The 15,190-nt window shown below is 61.7% G+C and carries 18 protein-coding genes and 1 pseudogene; 15 read left to right on the top strand and 4 right to left on the bottom strand.

Annotation, left to right across the window (positions count from 1 at the left end):
- Nucleotides 1-356: 356 nt before the first annotated feature.
- From AC0L2R_RS10490 to AC0L2R_RS10450, 9 genes and pseudogenes are all read left to right on the top strand, one after another.
- On the top strand, nt 357-848 hold the full coding sequence (locus tag AC0L2R_RS10490) for a hypothetical protein (protein ID WP_473508730.1): 492 nt from the start codon (nt 357-359) through the stop codon (nt 846-848).
- Nucleotides 790-2,274, top strand: a complete 1,485-nt coding sequence (locus AC0L2R_RS10485; protein ID WP_473508729.1) for a DNA-packaging protein — start codon at nt 790-792, stop codon at nt 2,272-2,274. Before AC0L2R_RS10490 ends, AC0L2R_RS10485 begins: the two co-directional genes overlap by 59 nt.
- Nucleotides 2,271-2,603 (top strand): hypothetical protein, encoded by a 333-nt coding sequence (locus tag AC0L2R_RS10480; RefSeq protein ID WP_473508728.1) that lies wholly within the window; start codon nt 2,271-2,273, stop codon nt 2,601-2,603. Before AC0L2R_RS10485 ends, AC0L2R_RS10480 begins: the two co-directional genes overlap by 4 nt.
- Nucleotides 2,604-2,624: 21 nt before the next feature.
- The gene (locus AC0L2R_RS10475) at nt 2,625-2,819 is read left to right on the top strand and encodes a hypothetical protein (protein ID WP_473508727.1); all 195 of its coding nucleotides are present in this window, start codon (nt 2,625-2,627) and stop codon (nt 2,817-2,819) included.
- Between the two features lie 342 nt (nt 2,820-3,161).
- Nucleotides 3,162-3,530, top strand: a complete 369-nt coding sequence (locus AC0L2R_RS10470; protein ID WP_473508726.1) for a hypothetical protein — start codon at nt 3,162-3,164, stop codon at nt 3,528-3,530.
- A gap of 237 nt (nt 3,531-3,767) precedes the next feature.
- Complete coding sequence (locus AC0L2R_RS10465; RefSeq protein ID WP_473508725.1) at nt 3,768-5,537, top strand: acyl-CoA dehydrogenase; 1,770 nt, start codon at nt 3,768-3,770, stop codon at nt 5,535-5,537.
- A 44-nt stretch (nt 5,538-5,581) separates the two neighbouring features.
- Nucleotides 5,582-6,334 carry a crotonase/enoyl-CoA hydratase family protein gene (locus tag AC0L2R_RS10460; protein WP_473508724.1) on the top strand — a complete coding sequence of 251 codons (753 nt, stop codon included), beginning with the start codon at nt 5,582-5,584 and terminating at the stop codon, nt 6,332-6,334.
- A 262-nt stretch (nt 6,335-6,596) separates the two neighbouring features.
- Nucleotides 6,597-6,905, top strand: coding sequence for a type II toxin-antitoxin system RelB/DinJ family antitoxin (locus AC0L2R_RS10455; RefSeq protein WP_473508723.1), 309 nt, complete (start codon nt 6,597-6,599; stop codon nt 6,903-6,905).
- A gap of 36 nt (nt 6,906-6,941) precedes the next feature.
- A pseudogene (locus AC0L2R_RS10450) lies at nt 6,942-7,031 on the top strand (type II toxin-antitoxin system mRNA interferase toxin, RelE/StbE family); the annotation flags it as partial.
- Nucleotides 7,032-7,055: 24 nt separating this feature from the next.
- Here the strand turns inward: AC0L2R_RS10450 and pdxH are convergent.
- Nucleotides 7,056-7,673 carry a pyridoxamine 5'-phosphate oxidase gene (gene pdxH / locus AC0L2R_RS10445; protein ID WP_473508722.1) on the bottom strand — a complete coding sequence of 206 codons (618 nt, stop codon included), beginning with the start codon at nt 7,671-7,673 and terminating at the stop codon, nt 7,056-7,058.
- Between the two features lie 41 nt (nt 7,674-7,714).
- Here pdxH and AC0L2R_RS10440 point away from each other — a divergent pair, with 41 nt between their 5' ends.
- The 6 genes from AC0L2R_RS10440 to AC0L2R_RS10415 all read left to right on the top strand — a co-directional run bounded on the left by AC0L2R_RS10440 (nt 7,715) and on the right by AC0L2R_RS10415 (nt 12,893).
- A complete protein-coding gene (locus AC0L2R_RS10440; protein ID WP_473508721.1) occupies nt 7,715-8,191 on the top strand; it encodes an RT0821/Lpp0805 family surface protein in 477 nt (158 codons plus the stop codon).
- Nucleotides 8,192-8,290: 99 nt separating this feature from the next.
- Nucleotides 8,291-9,211 (top strand): DnaJ C-terminal domain-containing protein, encoded by a 921-nt coding sequence (locus tag AC0L2R_RS10435; RefSeq protein WP_473508720.1) that lies wholly within the window; start codon nt 8,291-8,293, stop codon nt 9,209-9,211.
- Between the two features lie 575 nt (nt 9,212-9,786).
- Nucleotides 9,787-10,314 carry a hypothetical protein gene (locus AC0L2R_RS10430; protein ID WP_473508719.1) on the top strand — a complete coding sequence of 176 codons (528 nt, stop codon included), beginning with the start codon at nt 9,787-9,789 and terminating at the stop codon, nt 10,312-10,314.
- An 84-nt stretch (nt 10,315-10,398) separates the two neighbouring features.
- Nucleotides 10,399-11,277, top strand: a complete 879-nt coding sequence (locus AC0L2R_RS10425) for a DUF1194 domain-containing protein (RefSeq protein WP_473508718.1) — start codon at nt 10,399-10,401, stop codon at nt 11,275-11,277.
- A gap of 155 nt (nt 11,278-11,432) precedes the next feature.
- Entirely contained in the window at nt 11,433-12,251 is an 819-nt protein-coding gene (gene fabI / locus AC0L2R_RS10420; RefSeq protein ID WP_128179857.1) for an enoyl-ACP reductase FabI, read from the top strand.
- 54 nt (nt 12,252-12,305) lie between these two features.
- Entirely contained in the window at nt 12,306-12,893 is a 588-nt protein-coding gene (locus AC0L2R_RS10415) for a histidine phosphatase family protein (RefSeq protein WP_473508717.1), read from the top strand.
- 37 nt (nt 12,894-12,930) lie between these two features.
- Here the strand turns inward: AC0L2R_RS10415 and AC0L2R_RS10410 are convergent, their stop codons facing one another.
- From AC0L2R_RS10410 to AC0L2R_RS10400, 3 genes are all read right to left on the bottom strand, one after another.
- On the bottom strand, nt 12,931-13,680 hold the full coding sequence (locus AC0L2R_RS10410) for an anti-sigma factor family protein (protein WP_473508716.1): 750 nt from the start codon (nt 13,678-13,680) through the stop codon (nt 12,931-12,933).
- A 10-nt stretch (nt 13,681-13,690) separates the two neighbouring features.
- Nucleotides 13,691-14,329, bottom strand: a complete 639-nt coding sequence (locus tag AC0L2R_RS10405; protein ID WP_473508715.1) for an RNA polymerase sigma factor — start codon at nt 14,327-14,329, stop codon at nt 13,691-13,693.
- Between the two features lie 144 nt (nt 14,330-14,473).
- Nucleotides 14,474-15,148, bottom strand: coding sequence for a response regulator transcription factor (locus tag AC0L2R_RS10400; RefSeq protein WP_473508714.1), 675 nt, complete (start codon nt 15,146-15,148; stop codon nt 14,474-14,476).
- Nucleotides 15,149-15,190: the final 42 nt, after the last annotated feature.

Below are 15,190 nucleotides of genomic sequence, written 5' to 3'. Positions count from 1 at the left end.
CCTTTGGCTTCAGGAGCCGGACACCCCGCATCGAGGTTTACTGCAAGAGTTCACCCCAACGCGGGGGCCGACATGCTACGCGCTCAACGCCTCGTGAAAGGGGATCCGACGGAGCACGATCTTCGAGCAGGAGCATTTGTGTGATTGTTTTTGCATCTTACACCTTCCCGGCGATCCGAGCGGGTGGGACGCCGGCTAAGCCTTGAGGCAATGACCGGCGTCCCGGGGTGCGGATCGCAGGGTCGACATTGGGGTGATTTGCAAACAACGTCAACAGAAATTTTGAGATACGCTTGCATTTTGCAACGATTTGACGCATCGATGTACAATGACACCTTCGAATACGAGTGTACATCATGCCATTTGCCCTCAATTACTCAGTCCCGGTCATCAAAGTTGTTATCGTTCATGGCGAATACAACCAGATCTATTGCGATCAGGTTGTCGGTCGCTTGGCGACTGGCGTCGGTATATTGTCATTCGCCCGCTCGATCGGCGCGACCAAAAAAATAATCACGAAATGGGCGAAAGAGCATCCCGAGTTCGCCGAAGCGCTCGAACGGGCCTACGCCGCACGGGGTGCTTACTGGGAAGATCAAATCGTCGCCTTGTCAGCGGCCGGCAAGCCAACGGTATCGGCGCAGTGGATGCTGAAGAACATCGATCCGGATGAATACAAGGACAAGACCGAAGTCCAATCCACAAATCTCAACATGAATGTGAACCGAGATGACACCCGAAAAGCCATCGAGACCAAATTTGCGCGGATTCGACAAATCGAGCCTGCCAATGATGCGACAGTCCAAAGCGTCCCAGCTGGTCGCGATGGGACCCCAAGCGCAGGCTGAATTCTTCGCGTCTCTGTCCGACGACGAACTGGCTTTCCTGGAACACGATTGGAGCTTCTGGGGTCGCCCTGACCAGCAAATGCCGCGCGGCGAATGGTTCATCTGGCTGATCATCTCCGGTCGCGGCTGGGGCAAGACCCGCACCGCCGTCGAGAACATCGCTGAAATGCTGCGCGGCCCGTCGCCATCAATCGCACCCGACGGCGCACCGCGCTTCCTCACGCTCATTGCGGATTCGCCGAAGGATATGCGCGAATACAGCATTGAAGGGCCGAGCGGGTTCCTCAACATCGGACCGCCTGCACACCGCCCGCTTTACGAGCCTTCCAAATCAACCCTGACCTGGCCGAACGGCGCCAAGGCTGTGCTGTACTCGGCCGAAGACCCGGAATCGCTTCGCGGCGCATCCGGATCGTTCTTTTGGTGGGACGAACTTGCGAAATCGCGGTACGCCGCGCTCGGCTGGGATAACCTCATGTACGGGATGCGTGAGCACGATCCGCACGGCATCGTCACCACGACGCCGAAGCCGATCAAGCTGCTCAAAGAATTGATCGCCAGCCCTTCGACCGTCATCACCAAGGGCAGCACCTGGGACAATCAAGAGAACCTTGCCGCTGAGTACATCAAGAATGTTATCGCCCCGCGTGTCGGCACCCGCATGGGTCGGCAGGAGATCGACGGCGAAATCCTGACCGATGTCAGCAACGCGCTTTGGACGCACGAGATGTTTGACGGTCACCGGGTCAAGCGTGCACCGGAGATGCAGCGCATAGTCGTATCTGTCGACCCGTCCGGTGGCGGTGACGATATCGGCATTGTGGCCGCCGGCCTTGGCATTGATGGACGCGGCTACATTCTCGCCGATCTGACCTGCTCTCTGTCGCCTGCCGGCTGGGGTAAGCGCGCCGTCGATGCCTACCACCGGTTCGAGGCCGATCTGATCGTCGCCGAGAAGAACTTTGGCGGCGACATGGTCGAATCTACAATCCGCGTTGCCGACGCCAAGGTCCCTTACAAAGCCGTGACCGCTTCGCGCGGCAAGATCGTGCGCGCTGAGCCGGTGGCCGCCCTCTACGAGCAGGGCCGGATTTCGCACGTCGGCGAAATGAACGAACTAGAGGATCAGGCGTGCTTGATGTCCACCACCGGCTTCGCTGGCGAGGGATCGCCCGATCGCGTTGACGCTAAGGTCTGGGCGCTCACGGAATTGATGCTCGGCGAACACGACGATTCCGACGACTGGGTGCCTGTGGTCAGGAACGGGGTGATGAACTGGGTCCACAAGTCCCAGCTTACCGCCCCGGCTCCCGTTACCCCGACGCCATCAGATACGAGTGTGGACGATGCCACATCCGATCGGCCTTACGAGGGCACCCGCTCGCTGGTTGAAGACATGTTGAGAAGCTTGAGAGGCACAAATTGAGCGACAAGCCCGAAGAACTGTCCGAATGGCAAAAGCACCAACTGAAATGTGGCGCAGGTCCGCTCAGGCCGGCCGATCCTCCCACCACCTTGAAAAAGGGCATGTCGGCCTCTAGGCAGCATGACCTGAATCTGATCAATCGAGCCATTGGCAAGAAGCTGGCGCGAGACGCCGCAAAGCGAGATGCCAAAGCGCACGATGCCGAACTGCGTCGGCGAACGCAGGTCACCCCGGTCGTGTCGCCGCTCAAGGCGTTGGTGGATGCCCTGCTGGCGCGATTGAAAGGCGAGAGCGGCGAGGACGAGCAAGAGCTTGAGGTGTCATGGTGAGGGTAGCACAAGGCATCGGCGATGAACGTCACCGTCTCGCGCAACTCGAAGCACGCCGTCGCCGGCCGAGCATCCGCTCTAGCGTCGGCGCTCATTGACCGGATAAAGCCGGGCTTGTCGCTCGATGCCAAACGGGTGGCCCTTCTTGAGATGCTCGTCCGGCGTGGCGCCTCGCCGACCGTCGCCGTCGGCCTCGCCGGGACGTTGCTTCGTTGAACACTTTACCCTTACGCCATTTAGTTCGAGTGTGTTGATGGCTCGCAAGCGCTGGATCGTTCAATACCGGGATTGCGCGGTGTGCTGCAAAGCCATGGCGCTGACGACCAGACATAAAGGCAACAAACGATATTGCGGGAAGCGCTGCACTCGTGCCGCCGCTGCCTATCGCGCCGAGCAATGCCGCGCTGCCCAGCTTGCGGCGTCCGGCCACGTCGAGAGGCGTTTGCCCGAACCGATGTTTATTTAAGCAGCGCGCCGATTAAGCGGTGCCGAGGGCGGTGCAACCGTGGATTGTGTTCATGCCGCGATTGGCGCGGCGCAACGCAACGGAGCATACCAATGACCATTTACACCGACAAGAAAGAAGCCGTCGCCGCCCTTCGCGCTGCGGTCAAAGCTGGCCTTTACGAAGCCGGCACCCGCGAGCTTTATGGGACGCGTTCGCCCGATGGTATCGACCAATACGAGATTCGCGAGAAGGCCAAGCCTGTCGCACCTGCCGCCAAGGCCAAGGGCAAAGCCGCGCCTGTGGCAACGGACGCCGATCTCGGCCCGTGCGCGATCATTCGCGCCGCGACGATCAAACTGCATCCGAAGCTCGACCGCAAAGCGATCGTTGCAAAGCTGGTCGAAATGCATCCGACGCTGCATCGCACGACGATCGCCATCCAGGTAAAAAAGCAGCTGGACCGTCTCGCCAACGCTTGACCGTCCTGCGCTTCGGCAACAAAAGGGTCGCGATGCGGCCCTTTTTTAATGCCTATGTTTTGGGGGCGCATTGTGGGGTCACCTCGACCTCAGTTCTGTAACCAGTTGAAGTCATTCGCTTTTAGTGTTCACTCGACGTTTACGTAAAAAGAACATGGAGAGGCGACCCAAAAGCGGATGGTCTTGTGTCGGCACGGATCTTAAGTTGGCTTGCCGGACAGAGGAGGAGCGAGCGGCATGTACCGGGCACCAGTCGAGGAAATCGCCTTCACGCTGAAGCATGTGGCTGGCTTGAAGCCGGCGCTTGACGCCGGCACCTTTGGCGACCTTGGCGAAGACCTCGTCGACGCCATTCTGGCGGAAGCCGGCCGCTTTGCCAGCGAAGAGGTCGCGCCGCTCTACAAGATCGGCGATGAACAAGGCGCGGTGCTGAGCGGCGCTGCCGTCACCATGCCGCCCGGCTGGAGGGAACTTTATCACCGCTGGATCGACGGCGGCTGGAACGCGCTGTCAGCGCCGGAGGAATTCGGCGGCCAGGCGCTGCCGACCATGCTGGGCGTCGCCGCGCTCGAAATGTGGAACTCCGCCGCCATGGCCTACGGCATCGGCCCGACGCTGACCATGGGGGCGGTCGAAGCGCTCGACAAGCATGCCTCACCGGCGCTGAAGGCCAAATACCTGGAAAAGCTCGTCTCAGGCGAATGGATGGGCACGATGAACCTGACCGAGCCGCAGGCCGGCTCGGATCTGAATGCCTTGCGCACCCGCGCCGAGCCGGCCGGCAACGGCACCTACCGCATCTTCGGCCAGAAGATTTTCATCACCTATGGCGAGCACGATCTTACCGACAACATCATCCATCTGGTGCTGGCGCGGCTGCCCGACGCGCCGGCCGGCACGCGCGGCCTTTCGCTGTTCCTGGTGCCGAAATTCCTTGTCGGCGACGACGGCGCGCCTGGCGCACGCAACGACGTCTTCTGCTCCGGGCTGGAGCACAAATTGGGCATCCACGCCTCGCCGACCTGCACCATGATCTATGGTGACGGTTTCGAAGGGACCGCCCCCGGCGCGATCGGCTGGCTGATCGGCGAGGAAAACAAGGGCCTCGCCTGCATGTTCACCATGATGAACAATGCGCGGCTCGCCGTCGGCATGCAGGGTGTTGCGGTCGCCGAAACGGCCACGCAGAAGGCGCTCGCCTACGCCAATGACCGCCGGCAAGGCAAGGCCGCGAGCTATGATGGCAGCGGCATGGCGCCGATCGTCCATCACCCCGACGTGCAGCGCAATCTTCTGACCATGAAGGCGCTGACCCAGATTGCGCGCGCCATCAGCTATTGCTGCGCGCACGCCATTGACCACGCGCGCGTATCCGTCGGCGATGAAGCCATCCATTGGCAGGAGCGCGCCAATCTGCTGACGCCGCTGGCCAAGGCCTTTTCCACCGATGTAGGCGTCGAGGTCGCCTCGCTCGGGCTGCAGGTTCATGGCGGCATGGGATACATCGAGGAGACCGGTGCGGCAGCACTTTATCGCGACGCGCGCATCGCGCCGATCTACGAAGGCACCAACGGCATCCAGGCGATAGACCTGGTGGCGCGCAAGCTGCCGCTTGGCGACGGCGAGCATGTGCATGGCTACATCGCCGAACTGAAAGCCGTCGCCAATCAAGCGCGGACCTCGAACCTTCAAGGTTTTGGCCGCACCGCCGATGGCCTCGACCAGGCGCTCGACGATCTCAGCCAGGCGACGCGCTTCCTGCAAGGGCTGCTCGCCGACGGCCGCTCGGACGCGGCGCTGGCCGGCGCGACGCCGTATCTGCGGCTGATCTCGCTGGCGGCGGGCGGCGCCTATCTGGCGCGCGGCGCGCTTGCCGACCCAAGCCGCATCGCCGTTTGCCGTTTTTACGCCGAAAACCTGCTTGGCGAGGCGGGCGCGCTGAAGGAGCGTGTCATCGGCGGCGCCGAGAGCCTTGCCGCTGCCGGCCAGACGCTGATTTCTGCCTGACAGCCACCAGGTTGACGTTTCACGACGTTCACAAAGGATCACCCGTGACAGACCACATCCTCGTCGAGCGCCAGGGCGCCATCCAGATCATCCGCATCAACCGTCCGGACAAGAAGAACGCCTTGACGCGGGCCATGTATGCAACAATGTCCAAAGCCCTTGCCGAGGGCGACGCCGATCCGGCGATCCGCGTCCATGTCTTCCTCGGTGTTCCAGGCGCCTTCTCGTCGGGCAATGACCTTGCCGATTTCATGGTCGTCGCCACCGGCGGCGAGGGCGGCACCGAAGTCTGGGATTTCCTGATGGCGCTGGCCAGGACGGAAAAGCCGATGATCTCCGGCGTCGACGGCATTGCGGTCGGCATCGGCACAACGCTCAACCTGCACTGCGACCTGACCTTCGCCACGCCGCGCACACTATTCCGCACGCCCTTCGTCGATCTCGGCCTGGTCCCCGAGGCGGGGTCGAGCCTGCTTGCGCCGCAGATTCTGGGCCGGCAAGGCGCCTTCGCGCTGCTTGGCCTCGGCGAAGGCTTTTCGGCCGAGCGGGCGAAAGCCGCCGGACTGATCTACGCAGTGGTCGAGGAGGACGAACTCGAAGCCGCCGTGCTTGCCGCTGCCGGGCAGGTTGCTGCCAAGCCGCCGCAGGCACTGAAGATCGCGCGCGACCTGATGCGCGGCTCGCGTGAAGACCTCGTTGACCGCATCAGCCAGGAAAGCGAGCATTTTCGCGCGCGGCTCAAATCCGACGAGGCCCGCGCCGCCTTGATGGCGTTCATGACCAGGAAGAAGGGATAGCTGGGCTATTAGTTCCCACCACGTCTTCGTCATCCCAGGGTCTGCGCCGCGTCGCTTCGCTCCTTGCTTTGCCCTGGGATGACGAAGGGAGGGATGTTTCAGCCAATCCTAGAGGTTTGCGATTTGCCACTGAAATTGGCTGAGAGGAATTGTCGACGGTCGCTGCCGATCGGCCCAACCTGTCAAAACCACTGTGCAGAGGAACTAGACGCGCCGACCAAGAGCCTGGCACATGTCATGCAAATGCATTACATTGTCTGCCATGGTATCGAACGCACTGGTCCAGACCCGAATTGACGCTGAGGTGAAGGAACGCGCCACGGCGGTTCTGGAAAACATGGGGCTCACGGTTTCCGATGCCGTCCGCATCTTGTTGACGCGCACCGCCAATGAGGGCGCCTTGCCGCTCGAACTCGTCAGCAACAGTGACGCCCACGATGCCTGGTTCCGGGCGAAAGTTCTGCAGGCGCTCGAGGATACCCGGCCGGACGTTGAAGACGCTGACGCCGAATCCCATTTTGCTGGACGGCGGGCGGCAGCGCTTCGCAAGGCCGAGGCAGGTGAGTCTTGAGGCTGGGCACGGCTTGCGCTCTGCGATCGTGACGACATCTTCACGTATATCGAAGCCGAAAATCGCAAGGCCGCCGTTCACGTCGATCAGCAGATCGTCTCGCGAGGATTGCCCAGGCTCCTTGATGAAGTCGCTTAAGGGACCAGCCGCTCAGGGATAAAGCCTTGTCTTGTCCCAGCCGCCCTCAGGGTTGCGCGAGAAGACAATGCGATCGTGCAGCCGGAAAGGCCGGTCGTGCCAGAACTCGATCGTCTGCGGCACGATGCGAAAACCCGACCAGTGTTTGGGTCGTGGGATCTCGCCGATCGCATGGCGCGCCGTGTATTCGGCAACGGCTTTTTCCAGTGCGAAGCGGCTCTCCAGCGGCCGCGACTGTTTCGACGCCCATGCCCCGATGCGGCTGCCGCGCGGACGTGTCGCGTAATACGCGTCCGCTTCCGCCTCGGTAACGATCTCCACCGGCCCCCGTGCACGCACCTGCCGGCGCAGCGATTTCCAGTGAAAGCACATCGCCGCCTTCATGCTGCCAAGAATCTCGCGGCCTTTGGCGCTCTCGAAATTCGTGTAGAACACAAATCCGCTTTCATCGAACCCCTTGAGCAGCACCATCCGCACATTCGGCATGCCCTCGGCATCGACGGTCGCCAGCGCCACGCTGTTGGGATCGTTGATCTCGCTCTTCGTCGCATCGTCGAGCCATGCGGCAAACAGGCGGAATGGCTCGGCAGCCTCGGCAAAGTCACCGCTTGTTAACTCAGTTTCGCTCATAGTTTTTCCAAATTCTATTGCCGGCCGGGGGAGATTGCCGATTGTCGCGCATCGCGCAACTTTTTGACAGCAGGCAATGGCGCCTTATTGCTTCGGCCAATGCGCAAGGTGCGGTCAAGGCGGCCGCGATCGTGCTGGTCGCCTTGCCGCTTGCCGCCTGCGGTGCCGGCGGCTTCAGTTTGGAGCAGGCGGAGGTCGACCGTACGATCCTGACCAGCAGCACGCCTGCCTCTGCCATGCCGATCGACCAGGATCGCGCCTCGGACCAGGCGACGATCCGCAACGCGGTGTCTTCAGCCGATATCCAGGAACTTGGCGGGCAGGCCGTTCCCTGGGCGAATTCCGATACCGGTTCGCGCGGCTCGATCACCGAACTGGCGGAGTCCAGGGACAACGGTCAGCTTTGCCGCCGCTTCACCGCCTCACGCGAAAGCTTCGACGGCGTCGCCCTGTTCAAGGGCGAGGTGTGCCTGGCCGGCGCCGGCGCCTGGCGGATGCAGGACTTCAAAGCGCTCTGATTTTCCGCCATCATATGACCGTAAGCTACTGGAATTTCTTCCTATGCGAGCGCATATAGATGGCAATCATGGACTCACTCCTTCTCCAGGGCAGGAAGCATGCGCGACCCCTATGAGGTGCTGGGCGTTGCCAAGAACGCATCGGCCAAGGATATAAAATCGGCATACCGCAAACTTGCCAAGGAGTATCATCCGGACCAGAATCCGGATCCCAGGGCGAAGGAGCGGTTTGCCGCGGCCAACCAGGCCTACGAGATCGTCGGCGACGAGAAGAACCGTGCGGCTTTCGATCGTGGCGAAATCGACGCCGAGGGCAAGCCGCGCTTTCAAGGCTTCGAGGGCGCCGCCGGCGGCGCCGATCCGTTCGCCGGTTTTCGCCGGCAGCAAGGGCCGGGCGGCTCGCGTTTCGAGTTTCGCTCAGGCCGTCCGAGCGGCGATCCGTTCGACGGCAGCAGCGACATCTTCAGCCAGATTTTCGGCGAGACCTTCTCGCGCGGCGCCGGCATGGGTGCCGGCCGGCAGGCGCCGACCGGCGCCGACCTGAACGTGACGCTCGACATCACCATCGAAGAAGCGGCGACTGCCGAGAAGGTAACGGCGATGTTCCCCGACGGGCGCAAGGTCGCAGTCAAGCTGCCAGCCTATGTCGAAGACGGCCAGACCATCCGGCTGAAAGGCCAGGGCGAGCAAGGGCCGGGGCAACCGGGCGAGGCGCTGGTCAAGATCCGCTTCCGGCGGCATCCGCGCTACCGTGTCGAAGGCCGCGACCTCCACGCCGACCTGCCGATTGCGCTGGCGGATGCCGTGCTCGGTGCCAAGGTGGCGGTCGAAACGCCGACCGGCAAGGTTGCAGTCAATGTCCCCGCCTGGTCGAGCTCGGACAAGGTTCTGCGGCTGAAGGGCAGGGGCCTGCCGGAAAAAGTCGGCGGTCACGGCGATCTCTACGCGCATGTGCGGCTGATGCTGCCTGAGGGTGGCGACAGCGATCTCGAAGCGTTGATGCGCAACCGCAAACGTTAGCTTGGCGCGTCAAAGCCGCGCTGCGCCGCAAACGCTCCTGTCTCTCACCTGTCCGTCTTGTTCGACTGCAGGGCTCAGCCGCATTCCGCGACATCGCTCGATGGCGAACGCCCGCCCGCAACGTGGCCGGCTTGCGCCAGGCGGGTCAATCGCTCGTCGCCGAGAGCGTTTTCTTTTGCTCGGGCGGAATAAACCCGCGGCCGCCCCGTTTTCCAGACCATGCCGGACCGAACTCAGCCGGGCGGGCTGAACGTCGACGGGCGGTCCAGAAGCACGTCCTGCCCCAATCTTGACCTCTTGGTTGACTAACGAAATTGTCCGTCAAACGAAGAGCTACGAAGGAGCGCGTCGGATTGCTGGGTCATGCGTTATCGAGTTTGGAAAGTGCGTTCGGGGAAATCCGGGCGATGTATCGAAACGACAGGTTCAGCAGGGTTTTCGCGCTGATAGTAATATGCCTGAATATCCTCGTCATCACCGTTCCCTTCGCGATCGAGGCGCTTCGATCTGTCGGAATTTCACACTACGATCTGCCTGCGCGTCTCAACATCAGCAGGGATGGATCGCTGCCCGAGATGTTCAACTACGGGCAGGCCGCGCTTTGCGCCCTGTTTCTGTTCGGCATCTGGCTTCGAACCAGGGAGCATATGTTTCTTGCCTGGTCGCTGATTTTCAGTTTTGTGACGCTCGACGACGCCACCCGTTTCCATGAGCACGGCGGCCTGCTGCTGGCAGCGACATTCGACCTCGTTTCGCTGCCGGGCATGCGGGCTCGCGACACCGGGGAAATCATCACCTGGTCGGCGGTCGCGCTCGGCCTGCTGGCGCCGCTGTTGTGGTCATTCTGGCAAAGCAGACCGAGGCAACAAGCCCTTGGATCGGTGTTTTTGCTGCTGTTCGCGTGTCTTGTGGGTTTTGCCGTGGTGGTTGACATGCTGCACTTCCTGACGGGCTCGAAGCTCGTTGGCTACGCGGAAGACGGCGGCGAGATGCTGTCGATTGCCGTCGCCTGTTGCTGTGCGTTCATCCTCTATCGCGGGCTGGGGCGTGATGCGGATCTTCACGCAATGGATCCGGGCCTGCCATTCTCAAAGCGGACATAACCGAATTGCGGAAACGGCCGCGCGAACGGGAGGAATAAGTTTGGCTCCGGCCCGTTACCCCCGGGATCATTCCGGGAGGAGCCAATGCTGTCGCACCTGTTTCCGTCCGTTCCAACGCGCTGGTTCCGGCGTCGTTCAGAACACCAGGGTGTGAAGTCGAAGCCTGCCATGCCGGCGAAACCTTGCCGCTGGCGCGCCCTTCACCTCGCCCTGCCACTGATGGTCTTCCTGTGCGGCGCTTCGCCAGCGGCCAACGCGGTCGTGCCGGGCACCGACGCCAATGTCGTCACAGCAATCGACGTCTCGGACTCGATCGGCCGATATGAGGAATGGCTCCAGCAAACCGGGCTCGTGCGGGCGCTCGTCCACCCCGACTTCCTGCGCGCCGCCACCGCCGGCCCGCGGCGTCGGATCGGGTTCGCCGTCTTTACATGGTCAAGCGATGGCAAGTTCGACCTGTTGGTGCCCTGGACCGTCATCGACTCGGCCGAGGACGCCGCGCGCGTGTCTCAGGCGCTCGCTTCGGTGACGCTCATCGACCGAACCCATTACGGAGGCGGCGATATGGAGCAGGACGGCAACGCTGATCCCGCAGCGATGCACGATCGTCTGACAGACATGTCGGAGGCGATCGCCCTTGCTTCGCTCCTGTTGGCGTCATCGCCGCACGCGACGCAGCGCGCGGTCATGAACATCTGCGCCAACGGAACCGACAATTTCGAGCGCGGAACAGAATCCTCGCGAGACGCGGCGCTGGCGCAAGGTTTTACGATCAACGGATTGGTCCTGGGGCAGGATGCGGAACTTGCGCAATATTTCCGCTCCAGCGTGATCGGCGGTCCGGGAGCGTTCGCCATGGACATCTCGGATGCGAAAGATGCCGGTGAATTCATGACGAGGAAACTTGTTCGCGACCTATTGGCGTCGGCGCCGGCAGATGCGCCTCGTTTTAGGATCGAGTGACCGCTTCGACGCACAACCACGCTCGCAGAACTGCTACATGGCATCCAGGTCGGAAGGTCAGCCGGGCGGGCACTGTCCGTTTTGAGCGCTTGAAGGGGCTCTGTGCCTGTGCGATAGCCACTCACGAAGCAGCAAATCTTGCGGAGAGCGCTCACATGGCGGGTGGACAAGGCATTATGGCCGGCAAGCGCGGGCTTGTCCTGGGCGTCGCGAACAATCGGTCGATCGCCTATGGCATCGCCAAGGCCTGCGTCGACCATGGCGCCGAGATCGCGCTGACCTACCAGGGCGAGGCGTTCAAGAAGCGCGTCGAGCCGCTGGCGGCGGAACTCAACGCCCATGTCGCCGGCCATTGCGATGTGACCGATCCGACAACGCTCGATGCGGTCTTCGACGACATCGCCAAGCGTTGGGGCAAGCTCGATTTCCTCGTCCACGCCATCGCCTTTTCCGACAAGGACGAACTGACAGGCCGCTATGTCGAGACGACGCGCGACAATTTCCTGCGCACGATGGACATCTCGGTGTTTTCCTTCACCACCATCGCCAAGCGCGCCGAGGCGCTGATGACCGATGGCGGCTCGCTGCTGACGTTGACTTATTACGGTGCGGAAAAAGTGATGCCGCACTACAACGTCATGGGTGTTGCCAAGGCAGCGCTCGAAGCCAGCGTGCGCTATCTGGCCGTCGACCTCGGCGCCAAGAAAATCCGCGTCAACGCCATCTCCGCCGGTCCGATCAAGACGCTGGCAGCCTCCGGCATCGGCGATTTTCGCTACATCCTGAAGTGGAACGAATACAATTCGCCGCTAAAGCAGACGGTGACGCAAGAGGAGGTCGGCGATTCAGCGGTCTATTTCCTTTCAAACCTTTCACGCGGCGTCACCGGCGAGATCCACCATGTCGATTCCGGCTACCATGTCGTCGGCATGAAGGCGGTCGACGCGCCTGATATTTCGACCGTCAAGGAATAGACCCGCCTGGAATATACCCTCCCGCCTGCTCTCGGCCGCTCTCCGGATGACCTGATGTATCCGCTCGTCTACATCGCGCGCCATGGCCAGACGGTGTGGAACGCCGAGTCCCGGCTGCAAGGACAGGCCGACACCGATCTCAACCCGCTCGGCCGCGAGCAGGCGACCGGCAATGGCCATCGGCTGGCCGAATTGGTTCATAATCCCGAAGATTTCGATTTTGTCGCCAGCCCGATGCGGCGAACGCGTGAGACCATGGAACGCATTCGCATGGCGATGGGGCTCGATCCCAGGGCTTACCGCACCGATCCCCGCCTTGTCGAAATGAGTTTCGGCGACTGGCAGGGTTTCACCTTTCCCGAACTCGAGGCCCGGCATCTCGGCTCGGCCAGGGAGAGGCGCCTCGACAAGTGGAATTTCCTGCCGCCCGGCAAGGGCGCCGAAAGCTATCAAATGCTGCTCGAACGGGTAAAGCCGTGGTTCGACGCGCTGGACCGCCGGACGGTCTGCGTGACTCATGGCGGCGTCGTGCGCGTCCTGTTCCGCATGGTGCTGGGAATGCCCGAGAAAGAAGCCGCCAGGCTGAATGTGCCGCACGATCGCTTGCTCAGGCTGGAGGGCCGGAGCCTGGACTGGCTCTAATGCATGTCGCCCAAAAGCATGCCCACGGGCCCGCCTTCTACTGGCCCAACGATCTCAATGCCGCCGCCTCGTCTTCCCGTGACAGAGGCTCATGCGCTCCGGTTGCCGCGAGATAGGAATCGAGCGCTTCCGTAGACGAGGCCGGTGCATATCCGCCATCGCGTGCGGGCGCAACGACGGCAAAATTCACCGCCCAACCATCATCCGAGTGGCACGCCACGGATATGACGGTCGAGCGGTTGGCGGAATCGATTTCAAATTCGCGGCACAAGGAACCGGTTCCATCGCGAAACGTGGCTACGGCACGGATCCTGTCGGTGGAGCCTGTCAGCACGGTTTCTTCGCCGGACGCCACCTGCCCGAGCGCCTCTGAAAGAGGGCTGTCCTGCCCTGCCACCTCAAGTCCATGCGGCTGGTTTTGGATGGCAAGCCCAAAAAAATATCCGCCGAACCCAAAAGCGACTGCAACCAGCGAAGCAGCCAGCGGCATGATCCAGGATGCCTGGGGGCGCGGCATTGCCTGATTGTGCCTCGCCCTGAAGGCAACGACACGCGCGGCCTCGCCGGCGTGCGATGGAACGCTGCGCCGCCTGGCCTCGTCGATCATTCGCTGCACGGACTGGCTGAGTCGGTCGGGAACGGGTTCATCGAGAACCGGCGTCAGTGCCTCTTTGACCTGAATGCGGGTTTCCAGGAACAGGGCGACCCGGTTGGCGATTTCCGGTTGCATGGCTTTCTCGATGGCTGCGGCAGTCGCGTCGTCAAGTTCGCCGTCTGCAAAGGCCATGAGCGTTTCGTCAGCAAACTCGCATCTTATCATTTCTGTTCTCGCCCTTCATGACCGGTGAACGTGGCAAGCCAGGATTTATTCCGACTGCCTCGGCGAGATTCTTTCTGGCGCGCGCCAGCCGGCTCATCACCGTTCCGATCGGAATCCCGAGAACGCCGGACGCCTCCCTGTAGGAAAGGTCCTCGACGCAGACCAGGAGAATGATTTCGCGCTGATCGTCCGGCAGGTCGGTGATCGCCTGGGCAACGCTGTTCAGTGTAAAGCGTGCTTCGACATCTCGCTCGCCACAGGCGCCGACGAGGTCCTGCCGTTGCTCAATGTCCTCCTGCGGGCCGGCCGTGCGCTGCCTTCTGATGTGGTCAATCCACAAATTTCGCAGGATCCGGAACAACCACGCATCAAGACGGGTTCCAGGTTCAAAGCGCTCGGTGTTGGCAAGCGCGCGTTCGCAAGCCGCTTGCACCAGATCGTCGGCAAGATCGCGGGAACGGCAAAGGGAAATCGCAAAGCGGCGCAGGTTCGGAAGAAATGCAACAAGCTGCTTTCCGAATTGATCAGTCTCAATCACGTCGAAGTTTCCGGTTTCATGAGGACCAGGCGAAGTCAGCCGCCTCCGCACGCATTCGGGGTGGGTCGGTATCTTCATATGGCAGCATATGACCACGGCGGCTAAACCAGCGTGGGAGTCCGGCTAGATTTCGGCAAGGCCAGGATTAGACTATGGCAAGCATCAGGTTAGAGCTTGGTGAGAGAACTGCCTATTTCCTGAAAACGAAGGTGACCGCTGGCTTCAAGCCGATATCACGTAGCCGAAGCCCCGCACGGTTTTTATGAGCGGCTTTTCGTCCACGCTTTCGATCTTGCTGCGAAGGTAGCGGATGTAGACATCGACCACCTTCGTTTCCGGGTCGAAGCTCAGATCCCAAACATTGTTGAGCAGCCGGGTTCTGCTGATCACAGCGCCGGAGTGCGACATCAGATACGCGAGAAGCCTGAATTCCTTAGCCGTAAGGCTGATCTCGCGTTCGCCGCGCCAGACCTTCTTGCCGACCGGATCAAGCGCCAGATCGCCAACTCTGAGGACTGGGTCCGTGCCGGTGCTGGAGCCGCGGCGAAGCAGCGCCTCCATGCGCGCGATCAGCTCGTCGAAGGCGAAAGGTTTGGTCAGGTAGTCGTCGGCGCCCCCCTTCAGCCCTTCGACCTTGTCCTGCAGGCTGTCTCTGGCCGTGAGCATCAGGACAAGATGCTGGTGCTGCTCGCGCCGCAGCATGCGACATACTTCGAGGCCGTCGATTCCTGGAAGCATTCGGTCGAGAACGATCAGCGCATATGGCGTCTCCCGCACCATCGCCAGCACATCCCCGCCACTGTCGGTCACGTCGACAACGTAACCCTCGGCTTCGAGCCCTCGCTTGATGAAGCCGACGATGCGATCGTCGTCCTCTACCAGCAGAATCCTTGACATTTACACCACCTTCTCCCCAGGTCGTATTGCGGGGAGTGAGAG

Source organism: Mesorhizobium sp. WSM4820 (assembly GCF_055811075.1).
Note: the sequence above shows the minus strand (reverse complement) of the source record. Positions and strands in the feature narration are given on the sequence as shown.